The sequence below is a fragment of the Cypionkella sp. genome (assembly GCF_030652235.1).
Taxonomy (GTDB): Bacteria; Pseudomonadota; Alphaproteobacteria; order Rhodobacterales; family Rhodobacteraceae; genus Cypionkella.
Genome location: NZ_JAUSBA010000003.1, coordinates 105,599 through 117,521 on the forward strand (window position 1 = coordinate 105,599; position 11,923 = coordinate 117,521).

Sequence of the window (11,923 nt, forward strand, 5' to 3'; positions counted from 1 at the left end):
ATGAGGATAACGATGTCGATCTGGGAATATGCGAACCCGAAGCGGTTCATGCAGACCTCTGGCCTGCTGCTGCCGTGGGTGACCGGGGCGGCGGTGCTGTGCCTTGTGGTCGGGCTGGTGTGGGGCGCGTTTTTCACCCCGGATGCCGATAAGTTCGGCTCCACTGTGAAGATCATCTATCTGCATGTGCCAGCGGCGATGATGGCGATTTCGGCTTGGATGATGATGCTGGTCACTTCGCTGATCTGGCTGATCCGGCGGCATCATGTCAGCGCGTTGTCGGCGAAAGCCGCGGCGCCGATTGGGTTGACGTTTACGCTGATTGGGCTGGTGACTGGGGCGATCTGGGGGCAGCCGATGTGGGGGACCTGGTGGGCCTGGGACCCTCGGCTGACCTCATTTTTGATATTGGCGCTGTTTTATCTGGGCTATATCGCGTTGTGGGAGGCGGTGGAGGACCCGGATACGGCAGCCGATTTGACCAGCGTGTTGTGCATTGTCGGATCGGTTTTCGCGTTTCTATCACGCTATGCGGTGCTGTTCTGGAACCAAGGTCTGCATCAGGGCGCAAGCTTGTCTTTGGACGGTGAAGAGCATGTGGCGGATGTGTATTCCAGCCCACTTTATGTCTGTATCGCAGGCTTCATCTTGTTGTTCGTGACGCTGGTTTTGCTGCGGACCCGCACTGAAATCCGCGCACGGCGCTTGCAGGCGCTGTTGGCGCGGGAGCGGTTGGCATGATGGAACTTGGCAAATATGCAGGGGCGGTGATCGGGTCTTATGCGGCCTCGGTGGCGTTGATCGTGGCACTGGTGGCCTTGTCGATCTGGAAAGGCGCGCGGGTGAAGCGGGCTTTGAGTGAGGTTGAGGCGCGGGCAGAGACGGCGAAAGCGGAGAAGAAAAATGGCTAAATGGCTGATGTATTTGCCGCCTGTGTTGTTCGCGGGGCTGGCGGTGATGTTCTATGTCGGCATGCAGCGCAGCGATCCGCAGAACCTGCCTTCGGTGTTCATCGACAAGCAGGCCCCGTCGTTGAACGCGGGTGTTCTGCCGGGGTTTCCGGCACTGACCGATGCTGATCTGCGCACGGGGAAGGTGACGGTGGTGAATTTCTGGGCCAGCTGGTGCCCGCCGTGTCGGGCTGAGAATGGCACGCTGAAGGCCTTGGCGGCGGAAGGGATTCATGTGGTCGGCGTCAATATGATGGACCGCCCGGATGATGCGGCGGCGTTTTTGACGGATGATGGCAATCCGTTTGCCGCCATCGCTTTTGACCCCAAAGGCAAGACCCGGTTGGATTGGGGGGTGACCGCCCCACCCGAGACCTTCATTCTGCGCGGCGATGGCTCGGTGGCCTATAAGTTCATCGGGCCGTTGGTGGGTGATGATTACCTGCAACGCTTCCGGCCCGAGTTGGATAAGGCACTCGCCGAATGAGCGGCCGCTGGGGATTGCTGTTCTCGGCGGTTTTTCTGGCTGGTCCGGCCATGGCGAAACCCGGCACCCCCGGCCCGGCCTATTTCACCGGTAGTTACGAGCGGATCGGGCGGCTGGGCGGCAGTGTAGCGGCCCTGCACAACGATCGGGTGACGATTGCGCCCGAGGGCCAAGGCGTGGTGATCGCGGGCTGTACGGGCGCTGCGCTGACGATGAGTTTTGGCCCGGCCTTTGAAGTCACCAACCTGATGACGGGCAGCCAAGCCGGGGTGACGGTGGAGTGCTTGTTTCACAACAACGGCTACAACCGCCCGATCTTGACCTGCCGTGCGGCCGATGGCGCGGCGTTTACGCTGTGGCCTTTGCCTGCACCTGCGCCGAGTTGTGGCGGCTGATCAGGTCAGCAACAGCACAAGCCCGATCAGCAGGCAAAGGGACAGCTCGCCCAGAGGCAGGGCCTGCAGCAGCTGGGCTAGAACGCGGTTGTCAGGTTTAGGCCGGGAGAGGGGTGGAAAACGTTCGGGCATGGGCGGGTCTTTCTGAGGCTGCGTTTTCAGGGTGCCAATGAGAACTTAACAAGAACATAAGGCGGTTGCGGCTACCCCCCGTTGTTTTGGAAACAAATTGTTTCGGATCATAGCAAGAACAGCGGTGCTAACGTCTGTATCTTCCGATCAACCGAGCAAGCTGTGGAACAGCAGCACCCAGATTGCTGCACCGCCACTGATGCACGGCAGAAGCCACCAGCTTTTGCGCTCACCCACGCTGTGGTTTGGCCTAGGCACATGTGTAGCGGCGCGGCTCGACGACCGGGCTGGTGTTCTTGATGGCGCGGGCAACGATGGATTTTGCAATATGGCCGACAAGGAATTTGCGGGCCGGTGGCATGACATGGTGCGCCTCCTTGGTACAAAGGTCGGGGAATAGGGAAATAATCTCAAAACGATCGTTGGCGGACATTGACGCCATGGCCACTGGGCCTACGAAGAACGACTCGGTCGCAGCGCCATTGGAAATCAGCAATTCATGGCTGTCGAGCAGCAGATGGAAGTAGGTCACCGGGGCATCGCTTTCGACAACCGAGATGCCTTCAGCCGCCAAAAGATGCTTGGCAGCAGCCAAAACCTCGCGCTCACCGACCATACGTTGCGCGACCTCCGAACGGATCAGACAGCGGTGCTGCGGTGAGACTTCCAGCGGGCGCAGCGGCAGGCCATTGCCCAACGCGCCAATCTCAATACGGATCGGGCGCAGGTGCGGCGAAAGTTGCAACTGGCGCGCGGAAAGTTTGCGGCTGCCGATCCAGCGGATCGGGCAGAAGCCATTGTCCACCGTCAGAACATCATCGCCGATACACAAGTCTTCAACGGCAATCTCACCCTTGCGGGTCATAATCATGGTGCCTGCGGTGAAGCAGGGCACGAAGGGCAGCGCGCCCCCTGCCGTCAGTGAAATCGTCAGAAGGGCATTGTTTTGGACATATTGCAGTGGGTTGGCGAGGATCAGGTTGACCGCGGCCCGCAGAGGCAGCGGAATCGTACCACTGAGTGCTGTGACCAACTGGGTGGTCAATGAATCCAGTAATGCTGCCGGATCGGCTTCAGAGCCATCAGCATTGTAGAAGTGCAGCATCTGGTTGCCGTTAACATCCAACAGGGCGGTTCGCACCGGAGTGCTAAGTTGGATATCGGCAAGGGTGATGCCCAAAATGGTGACTTTCACCCCGGCATAAGACAGCCCGGTTCCCAGTAAATCAGCCGGAGCACCGCCAATGGTCGCATCTTCCGACGCATTCCAAGCGCCATTGTTGGGGTTGGAATCGTCAAATGTGACGGTGGATTGGGTGGACGTGCTGAAATTGGTAAAGCTCAGCACTTGGCTTGGCCCCACGGTGAGCAAAGCACCTTGGTTGTCATAGAGCTCAATATCTCTGGTGCGGTCTGGCATGGCGCGTCTCCTTGGGAAAGGTGAAAGTCGCCCAAAGGTTGATTGAGTATCTTTAGGATATTTTAAGATATATACTAGTTGAATCAAATCTTAACTAACGCGTGTTAGCTTGAATTGCAGGTTGTGCATGCGGGCGTGGTTGATTTTTGGGGCGATGGTTGGCCGCGACGAAATCCTGCGCGTAGCCCTGCTGGCGTGATATTCAGATACTGTGTACGTTTATGAGGGGATGGAATGGATCTGACGGCAACCGCAGACGGGTGGGGCTGTATTCGGCCTGCAGCTGGGACCGAGACTGCGACAGTTTAATTCATGCTCGGAAACGCAGTGATGCCAAATTGGGACCAATCTTGGAAAAGCCTTCCCACATTTCCGAGCAGATTCAACGCAACAAGCACCCCGAAGGGTGCTTGTCAGGATGCAATCTAAAGTAGAGTTTCGGGCTTAACGCGAGGCCAGATCGCGCAGAACATAGTGCAGAACGCCACCATGTTCGACGTATTCAATCTCGATCTCGGTGTCGATCCGGCACTTGATGGCGATGGTTTTGACCGTACCATCGCCGTAGGTTATGCTGCAGGGCACGGTGGACAGCGGCTTCAGATCGCCGGCAAGCCCGTCAATGCTGACAACTTCGTCGCCCGTCAGCCCCAGCGTTTTGCGGGTCATGCCTTCGGTAAATTCGAACGGGATCACCCCCATGCCGACGAGGTTGGAGCGGTGGATGCGCTCGAAGCTCTCGGCGATCACGGCTTTAACGCCCAGAAGGGCTGTGCCTTTGGCGGCCCAGTCACGCGAGGAGCCCGCGCCGTATTCGATGCCGCCGAAGATCACCAAGGGCGTGCCCTCGGCTTGATAGGCCATCGAGGCGTCAAAAATACTGGTCTGCACGCCGTCCGGGCCTTTGGTGTAGCCACCTTCGATGCCGTCGAGCATTTCGTTCTTGATGCGGATGTTGGCGAAGGTGCCGCGCATCATCACTTCATGGTTGCCGCGACGGGCACCGTAGGAGTTGAACTCGGACACCGGAACTTGCCGTTCGGTCAGATACTTACCGGTTGGGGTGCCCGCTTTGAATGACCCTGCGGGCGAGATGTGGTCAGTGGTGATCATGTCCCCCAGCAAGGCCAGCACGCGGGCGTTGTGGATGTTGCTGATCACGCCCGGCGTTTTCGCCATGCCGCGGAAGTAGGGCGGGTTCTGGATATAGGTCGAGGACGCGGGCCAATCGTAGGTCTCCGAATCCGTCACCTTCACCGCTTGCCATTTCGCATCACCCTTGAACACGTCGGCGTATTTTTTCTGGAACGCGGCGCGGGTGACGGTGGCTTCGACCAAATCGGAGATTTCCTTATTGGTCGGCCAGATATCCTTCAAGTAAACCGGGCCATTGGTGCCCATGCCCAAAGGCTCGGTGGTGAGGTCGATGTTCATATCGCCTGCCAGCGCATAGGCGACAACCAGCGGCGGTGAGGCCAGATAGTTGGCGCGCACGTCGGGGGAAATCCGGCCTTCAAAGTTGCGGTTGCCGGACAGCACGGCGGTGGCGACCAGATCGCCCTCGGCAATCGCTGCCGAAATCGCAGGGTCCAGCGGGCCCGAGTTGCCGATACAGGTGGTGCAGCCGTAGCCGACAAGGTTGAAACCGACCGCATCAAGGTCTTCTTGCAGGTTGGCGGCATTGAGGTATTCGCTGACCACCTGAGAGCCGGGGGCCAGCGAGGTTTTCACCCAAGGCTTTGATTTTAAGCCCAAAGCACGGGCTTTGCGCGCCACAAGCCCCGCTCCGATCATCACAAAGGGGTTCGAGGTGTTGGTGCAGGAGGTGATCGAGGCGATCACCACCGATCCATCGCGCAGCTTGTAATCTTGCCCTGTTACCGCCGAAGTTTTGCGGGCGTCAACCAAGGGCGTGTAGTTCGGTCCTTCCGAGCCCATATCCTTGGCAGAAGCGCTGACATCCACACCGCGGAAATCGCAGACGGTTTTGTAGAAATTGGCCGAGGCATCGGTCAGCGGCAGATAATCCTGCGGGCGTTTCGGGCCAGAAATGGCGGGCACGATTTCGCCCATATCGAGATGCAGGGTCGAAGTGTAGATCGGATCATAGCTTGCATCGCGCCACATGCCGTTGGCTTTGGCATAGGCCTCAACCAGTGCAATGCGGCCTTCGTCGCGCCCGGTGTTGCGCAGGTAGCGAATGGTTTCACCGTCGATCGGGAAGAAACCACAGGTCGCGCCATATTCCGGCGCCATGTTTGCGATGGTGGCACGGTCAGCCAAGGGCAGGCGGTCGAGACCGTCACCGTAGAATTCAACGAATTTGTTCACCACGCCGTGTTTGCGCAGCATCTGGACGACTTTCAACACCAGATCGGTGGCGGTTGTACCTTCGATCATCTCTCCGGTCAGTTTGAAGCCGACGACTTCGGGGATCAGCATGGAAACCGGTTGGCCCAGCATCGCGGCCTCGGCCTCAATACCGCCGACGCCCCAGCCCAGCACAGCCAGACCGTTCACCATGGTGGTGTGGCTGTCGGTACCGACCAAAGTATCTGGGTAGGCAACCATCGTGCCGTCTTGATCGGTATCGGTCCAAACCGTTTGCGCCAGATATTCAAGGTTCACTTGGTGGCAGATGCCGGTTCCGGGCGGCACGACGCGGAAGTTGTTAAAGGCGCTCTGCCCCCACTTCAGGAAGACATAACGCTCCATGTTGCGCTCATATTCGCGGTCGACGTTGGCTTGAAAAGCGCGCGGGGTGCCAAATTCGTCAATCATCACCGAATGGTCGATGACCAGATCGACAGGTGTCAGCGGGTTGATGTGCTGCGGATCGCCGCCCAAACCCTTGATGCCGTCACGCATCGCGGCCAGATCAACCACCGCCGGAACCCCAGTGAAATCCTGCATCAGCACGCGGGCGGGGCGGTAGGCGATTTCGCGCGGGTTCTTGCCCGCCAGCTTGCCCCAATCCGAGAACGCCTTGATGTCATCGAGCGACACGGTCTTGCCGTCTTCAAAGCGGAGCATATTCTCTAGCACCACTTTAAGTGCGGCGGGCAAACGGCTGAATTCGCCCAGACCTGCGGCTTCAGCGGCGGGGATCGAGTAATACGAAAAGCTTTCGCCGCCTACGCTCAAAGTTTTGCGGGTTTTGCTGCTGTCGTGTCCAACGGTGACGGTCATGTGGCCTCCTGCGGTTGACGGATTGCTTTGGCTTTGCCCTAAGGGCGCGCGCGGTGCAAGGGAATCATCTTTGGTCTTGCGATCATTGTATGCAATGGTATGCCGAAAATCCAGTGCGGAATTGCTAGTCTGGCTTGGTTTGAACGGCATCCTTGGAACGGTTGTGTGACTATACTGTAATATCGGCTCGCAAAACCTTGATTGGCGGCGGTGTATTCACATCATGTAGAACAAAAATGGGCCCAGAGATCGGAAAACACCATGTCGCACCACAGTTTCAGCACGACCGGTATGGGTTTGATCGGCAGCATGATGCTTTGCGCCTCGGCAGCCTTGGCCGATTCTGAGCAGGGGGTTGTGGTGGAACTTTACACCTCGCAAGGCTGTTCGTCTTGCCCGCCCGCCGATGCGCTGATGGCCAAGCTGGCGCAGATGCCGGGGGTGATCGGGCTTTCGCTGCATGTTGATTACTGGGATTATATTGGCTGGACCGACACTTTCGGCCAAGCCAGCTTTACCGAGCGGCAAAAAGCCTATGCCCATGCATCGGGGGAAAAGATGATCTACACACCGCAGATGATTGTGGCGGGGGCTGCGCGGGTGGCCGGCAATCAGCCGGGAGAAGTGGCTGCGGCTTTGGCGGCGGTCAAACCCAGCCCGGTGACGCTGACGCTGATCCGGCAGGGCGGCGATTTGGTGATCAATGCCAGCACGACGCAAGCTTTGGCCAACCCAGTGGTGGTGCAACTGGTGCAATACACCGACCACGCCGAAGTGGAGATTAAGCGCGGTGAAAACTCGGGGCTGAAGGTGGTCTACAATAATATCGTGACCTCATGGCAGAAGGTCGGCGATTGGTCTGGCGTCGAGCCTTTGCAACTGGTGACGGCAGCGGGCAAGGGGCCGGTGGTGGTGATCTTGCAGGTCCGCGCGCCCGATGGGGTTGGCCCGGCGCAGATTGTCGCGGCAGCCCGGCTGAAGTGATTGACGCCTGAGGCGCTTCACCGAGAACCCTCCGCTCAACGCCAGCGGCGGTTCAACGAGAACCTCCCGCTCAGCGCCAGCGGCGATGAATCCAGAACCATTGACCAGGATGAGCTTTAACGCGCGCCTCTAGGCTGCGGGTCAGGGCTGTGGTCATCTCTAGGGCTGTAGTCTGCGGAATCGGGGCCTCCAGATCCACTACAAAGCTCAGGCCGTCGGGCTGGCGGGTGGCATAGAACGGGATCAGATCGGCTTTATAGCGTAAGCTGAGTTCAGCGGCTGACAAAGCTGTGCTGGCAGGCACGCCCAAGAATTTGATCTGATCGCTGCCGGCGCGCTGATCAAACAGCAAGACCAACAGCCCGCCCGCCTTCAGATGTTTGACGAATCCGGTGGTGCCGGCACGGCCCTGCGGAAAGATCGGGCCGCCAAACGCCTGCATAGTGCGGACGTAATGCGTGTTGAAATAGCTGTTCGACATCGGGCGATAGAGGCCGCCGATGGTATAGCCCCGCGCCACAAGGCAGGCGCGGGCGGCTTCATAATTGCCGAAATGGCCCGAGACGAGGATCACCGCACGGCCTTCGGATTGCGCTTTCGCCAAGGCAATCACGCCCGGCCCCTGCGGGATCAGGCGCGACTGCCGCGCCAAAAATCCGGCACTTGAGTAATTTTCAATCAGAGATCGCCCTGCATTATCAAGTGCTTCCGATGCTATGCTCTTGCGTTGCTTTAAGTCCATATCCGGCCAGATCAGCGCCAGATTGTCCATCGCCCGCTGCCGATAACCCGCAAGGCGCCCAACCGGGCCGCGCAAGATCGCCCCCATGAGCGGCACACGCCAGCGATAGGGCAGTGCCAAGCCCAAGCCGATCAGGCCGCGCACCGCAAGGTTCTGCACGAAGGCAAGAGGCTGAAAAGGTGTTACGGACATGGCTTAACGCTTGATGGTTTCACGGTGCCAGACATAAAGCCCGGACCCTGCGATCACAAGCGCGCCGATGATCGTCCATGTGTCGGGATATTCGCCATAAAATGCGATGCCGAACAGGGTGGCATAGAGGATGCCAAGGTAGGAAAACGGCGCAATCGCCGAGGCTTCGGCCATCGAGAACGCCCGGATCAAGCAAAATTGCGCGGCAGTGCCCAGACAGCCAAGCGCGGCAAAGCGCGGCAGATCGGCCAGCGCAATCGGTTGCCAGACGAAGGCGACGGCAATGCTGGTCGCCACCGCGCCAAACAGTGCTGCGTGCAACATCGAGGTGGCCGGGCCTTCTCTCTGTCCGACCAGCCGGGTCAGCAAAGCCGAGGCAGCATAGCAGACGGCACAGGCCAACGGCAGCAATGCCGCCGGGGTGAATAAGCCTGCACCGGGCCGGATGATCATCAGCGCCCCGATCATCGCCACCGCGACCCCGGCGATGCGGCGGGGGCCGAGTTTTTCACCCAAGAACAGCGCCGCCCCCAGCGTGATCAGCAACGGGCTCATATCCGCCAGTGCGGTGGCTTCGGCCAGACCGATATAGCCAAGGCTGAGGAAAAACAGCCCGGTGGTCGCCAGTTGAAAGCTGGAACGCGCCAAATGCAGCCATGGATAGGGCGTGCGCAGGGTAGGGCCTACGCGTTTGGGGCCAAGGATGACCAGCACCAGCAGCACCTGTCCGACAAACCGCGCCCAAACCACTTGCGCGGTGGGATAGCTGTGCAGCAGGCCCTTGGCGACCGCGTCCATCGTGCTGAACATCGCCACCCCCAGCATCAGCATCAGGATACCCTTGCGGGTGGCGGCAGCGGTGGGCAGGACTTTGATCGGTGACATGGCGCGACCCTAAGGCGGCGGGTGTGGGGCATCAAGGGGCGCAGCACGGTTCCACCCGATCTTTAAGCTATTCCTCGTCTTGAATCAGCACCAATTCGCCCGCAGCCTCTAACTGACGCACAGCGGTGATGATCTGGTTCATCGCGTCTTCGGCGTCCTTTTCCTTCACCCGGCCCCGCGCCTGCATTTCCTCACGCAGCCCCTGCGCCATACGTTGGGAGATGTTCGACAGGATGAATTCGGCGCTCGCCTCCCATGCGGGGGTGCCCGCGCTGGCGGCAAGCGCTGTAATCAGTTGCGCCTGATCGAGGATGCGGATCAGCTTGGGCACATCGCGCGCCATCACCCGCTGCGGCAGATGCACGAAGGTGAAAATCGCGCGGCGCACCTGCTGGGCAAAGCCTGCATCGGCCTCATCCAGCCCCATCAGCACATCCTCACGTGTCAGCGCAGGCGAGACATTCAGGATCGCGCCGACCCGTTCGACCGGGTTCGTGTGAAAGGCCCGCAGAGGCTGCGATTCCAACTGCCCCGCCAGTGAAACCCCGATCCGGTGCACAGTATCGGGGTCAATATTGCCGGTTTGCGAAACTGCATAGGCGACCCGGCGGGCTTTCTCGCCGGGAAGTTTGCCCAGTAATTCCGCTGCCTTGGCGACGGGAAGCTTCGAGAGCATCACCGCCCCCACCTCAATGCTTTCTTCTTCCAGCACCGGAAGCAGAGTTTGCACCGGCATCGCCGTCAACCGCTCCCATGGATCGCTTGAGGCACTGCTCGCCGCCATCCGCCGCACCCTACTGGCGGCATTGGCCGAGATATGGCCATCCATCATCGTCAAAGCAGCCTCGATGCCGCCGGGGAAGGACAGACCGACCTGATCCAGCTCACCCATGAATTCTTCGATGACAGCAGCCAAGGTACGCCTGTCTACCGAGCGCATCAGGCTCATCTGCTCGGCCAAAGCCGCCTGCATCTGATCGGGCAGCTTTGCCAGTGGCAGGCTGCCACCTTCGGCCAGCAAAAACTGCACGATGATCGCCGCTTTTTGGCGTGGGCTAGGCTGGCGCGGCTGACTGTTGGGGACCGCCACCGCCCGCTGCACCGGAGTGATCCGCGCCAGAACTGCTGATTCGCCTGCCATATCTATCCCCGAATCCTTCTGGTTCAGGGATAGAATGACTGCTTCGGGTTAAGGCCATCTTACGAAGATCACGGGCTTTAAGCACCAAACACCCGCTTGAAAATCGTATCGACATGTTTGGTGTGATAGCCGATGTCGAATTTTTCCTCGATCTCGGCGGGGCTGAGCGCAGCGGTGACTTCGGGGTCGGCGAGCAGCTCGGTCTTGAAATCCGCGCCATGCTCCCAAACCTTCATCGCGTTGCGCTGCACCAGACGGTAGCTGTCTTCGCGGCTGACACCTGCTTGGGTCAGGGCGAGCAAAACGCGCTGGCTCATCACCAGACCACGGAATTTGTTCATGTTTTTCAGCATATTTTCTGGGTAGATCACCAGTTTTTCAACAAGGCCACCAAGGCGGTGCAGCGCGAAGTCGAGCGTGATGGTGGTGTCAGGACCAATCGCGCGTTCAACGCTGGAATGGCTGATGTCTCGCTCATGCCACAGCGCGACATTTTCCAGAGCGGGTATCACGGACATCCGTACAAGACGCGCCAGACCCGTCAGATTTTCGCTCAGAACCGGGTTGCGCTTGTGCGGCATTGCCGAAGAGCCTTTTTGGCCGGGGCTGAAGAACTCTTCCGCCTCAAGCACTTCAGTGCGCTGCATGTGGCGGATTTCAATGGCGACATTCTCAATGCTCGATGCGATCACGGCAAGCACCGCGAAATACATCGCATGGCGGTCGCGCGGGATGACTTGGGTAGAGATCGGTTCGGGCGTCAGGCCAAGCTGGGCGCAGACATGTTCTTCGACGGAAGGATCAATGTTGGCGAAGGTGCCGACAGCGCCGGAAATAGCACCCGTGGCGATCTCGGCGCGGGCGGCGATCAGGCGGGTGCGGTTGCGGGCCATTTCGGCATAAAACCGCGCGAAGGTAAGGCCCATCGTGGTCGGTTCGGCATGGATGCCGTGGCTTCGGCCGATGCAGGGGGTGAACTTGTGCTCGTTGGCTTTTTTCGCGATGACCGCGCGAAGCTGCTTGACGTCCTCAATGAGAATGTCGGCGGATTGCGTCATCTGCACGGCAAAGGCGGTGTCGAGCACGTCGCTGCTGGTAAGGCCGAAGTGGAACCAGCGACTGGCGGGATCGTTAATGTACTCAGCGACGCAGGTGGTGAAGGCGATGACGTCGTGGTTGAGCGTTCTTTCCAGCTCCTTGCAGCGCTCAATGTTGAAGGCGGCCTTGGCCTTCATGATCGCGAAGTCCTTGGCGGGCACAATGCCCTCCTTGACCAGCGCCTGGGTGGCCAGCAACTCGATCTGCAGCCAGATTTCCAGTTTCCGCTGCTCCGTCCAAATCTCCCGCATCGCGGGCCGTGAATAACGTTGAATCATGGCGCGAGGTTAGCGGGGGCGAGGCAAGGC

The 11,923-nt window shown here is 59.4% G+C and carries 11 protein-coding genes; 5 read left to right on the forward strand and 6 right to left on the reverse strand.

Annotated elements, in window-relative coordinates; genetic code table 11:
• Positions 1-12: 12 nt before the first annotated feature.
• From Q7V03_RS00905 to Q7V03_RS00920, 4 genes are read left to right on the forward strand one after another with little or no spacing between them, the layout of a single operon-like run.
• A complete protein-coding gene (locus Q7V03_RS00905; protein ID WP_304923732.1) occupies positions 13-741 on the forward strand; it encodes a heme ABC transporter permease in 729 nt (242 codons plus the stop codon).
• Positions 738-911: a heme exporter protein CcmD gene (gene ccmD / locus Q7V03_RS00910; RefSeq protein ID WP_304923733.1), complete on the forward strand. Its 174-nt coding sequence runs from the start codon at positions 738-740 to the stop codon at positions 909-911. The genes Q7V03_RS00905 and ccmD overlap by 4 nt, the downstream gene beginning before the upstream one ends.
• Entirely contained in the window at positions 904-1,437 is a 534-nt protein-coding gene (locus Q7V03_RS00915) for a DsbE family thiol:disulfide interchange protein (protein ID WP_304923734.1), read from the forward strand. Before ccmD ends, Q7V03_RS00915 begins: the two co-directional genes overlap by 8 nt.
• Complete coding sequence (locus tag Q7V03_RS00920) at positions 1,434-1,832, forward strand: hypothetical protein (RefSeq protein ID WP_304923735.1); 399 nt, start codon at positions 1,434-1,436, stop codon at positions 1,830-1,832. Before Q7V03_RS00915 ends, Q7V03_RS00920 begins: the two co-directional genes overlap by 4 nt.
• 382 nt (positions 1,833-2,214) lie before the next feature.
• Here the strand turns inward: Q7V03_RS00920 and Q7V03_RS00925 are convergent, their stop codons facing one another.
• Both Q7V03_RS00925 and acnA read right to left on the reverse strand, forming a co-directional pair.
• A complete protein-coding gene (locus Q7V03_RS00925) occupies positions 2,215-3,384 on the reverse strand; it encodes a Hint domain-containing protein (protein WP_304923736.1) in 1,170 nt (389 codons plus the stop codon).
• A 444-nt stretch (positions 3,385-3,828) separates the two neighbouring features.
• Positions 3,829-6,573 (reverse strand): aconitate hydratase AcnA, encoded by a 2,745-nt coding sequence (acnA, locus tag Q7V03_RS00930; RefSeq protein WP_304923737.1) that lies wholly within the window; start codon positions 6,571-6,573, stop codon positions 3,829-3,831.
• Between the two features lie 261 nt (positions 6,574-6,834).
• Between acnA and Q7V03_RS00935 the strand changes: the two genes are divergently transcribed.
• Positions 6,835-7,557 carry a thioredoxin family protein gene (locus tag Q7V03_RS00935; protein WP_304923738.1) on the forward strand — a complete coding sequence of 241 codons (723 nt, stop codon included), beginning with the start codon at positions 6,835-6,837 and terminating at the stop codon, positions 7,555-7,557.
• A gap of 70 nt (positions 7,558-7,627) precedes the next feature.
• On the opposite strand, the gene Q7V03_RS00940 is transcribed toward Q7V03_RS00935, so the two are convergent.
• The 4 genes from Q7V03_RS00940 to purB all read right to left on the reverse strand — a co-directional run bounded on the left by Q7V03_RS00940 (position 7,628) and on the right by purB (position 11,893).
• Complete coding sequence (locus Q7V03_RS00940) at positions 7,628-8,491, reverse strand: lysophospholipid acyltransferase family protein (protein WP_304923739.1); 864 nt, start codon at positions 8,489-8,491, stop codon at positions 7,628-7,630.
• Positions 8,492-8,494: 3 nt separating this feature from the next.
• Positions 8,495-9,376, reverse strand: coding sequence for a DMT family transporter (locus Q7V03_RS00945; protein WP_304923740.1), 882 nt, complete (start codon positions 9,374-9,376; stop codon positions 8,495-8,497).
• Positions 9,377-9,443: 67 nt separating this feature from the next.
• Positions 9,444-10,517: a flagellar motor switch protein FliG gene (locus Q7V03_RS00950; protein WP_304923741.1), complete on the reverse strand. Its 1,074-nt coding sequence runs from the start codon at positions 10,515-10,517 to the stop codon at positions 9,444-9,446.
• 77 nt (positions 10,518-10,594) lie between these two features.
• The gene (gene purB / locus Q7V03_RS00955) at positions 10,595-11,893 is read right to left on the reverse strand and encodes an adenylosuccinate lyase (protein WP_304923742.1); all 1,299 of its coding nucleotides are present in this window, start codon (positions 11,891-11,893) and stop codon (positions 10,595-10,597) included.
• Between the last annotated feature and the right edge of the window lie 30 nt (positions 11,894-11,923).

Excerpts from the sequence above, each read along its gene's own strand:
- acnA (WP_304923737.1), bottom strand. The coding sequence starts at position 6,573 with ATGACCGTCACCGTTGGACACGACAGCAGCAAAACCCGCAAAACTTTG.
- Q7V03_RS00950 (WP_304923741.1), bottom strand. The coding sequence starts at position 10,517 with ATGGCAGGCGAATCAGCAGTTCTGGCGCGGATCACTCCGGTGCAGCGG.
- Q7V03_RS00925 (WP_304923736.1), bottom strand. The coding sequence starts at position 3,384 with ATGCCAGACCGCACCAGAGATATTGAGCTCTATGACAACCAAGGTGCT.
- Q7V03_RS00935 (WP_304923738.1), top strand. The coding sequence starts at position 6,835 with ATGTCGCACCACAGTTTCAGCACGACCGGTATGGGTTTGATCGGCAGC.
- Q7V03_RS00920 (WP_304923735.1), top strand. The coding sequence starts at position 1,434 with ATGAGCGGCCGCTGGGGATTGCTGTTCTCGGCGGTTTTTCTGGCTGGT.
- Q7V03_RS00945 (WP_304923740.1), bottom strand. The coding sequence starts at position 9,376 with ATGTCACCGATCAAAGTCCTGCCCACCGCTGCCGCCACCCGCAAGGGT.
- ccmD (WP_304923733.1), top strand. The coding sequence starts at position 738 with ATGATGGAACTTGGCAAATATGCAGGGGCGGTGATCGGGTCTTATGCG.
- Q7V03_RS00915 (WP_304923734.1), top strand. The coding sequence starts at position 904 with ATGGCTAAATGGCTGATGTATTTGCCGCCTGTGTTGTTCGCGGGGCTG.
- purB (WP_304923742.1), bottom strand. The coding sequence starts at position 11,893 with ATGATTCAACGTTATTCACGGCCCGCGATGCGGGAGATTTGGACGGAG.
- Q7V03_RS00905 (WP_304923732.1), top strand. The coding sequence starts at position 13 with ATGTCGATCTGGGAATATGCGAACCCGAAGCGGTTCATGCAGACCTCT.
- Q7V03_RS00940 (WP_304923739.1), bottom strand. The coding sequence starts at position 8,491 with ATGTCCGTAACACCTTTTCAGCCTCTTGCCTTCGTGCAGAACCTTGCG.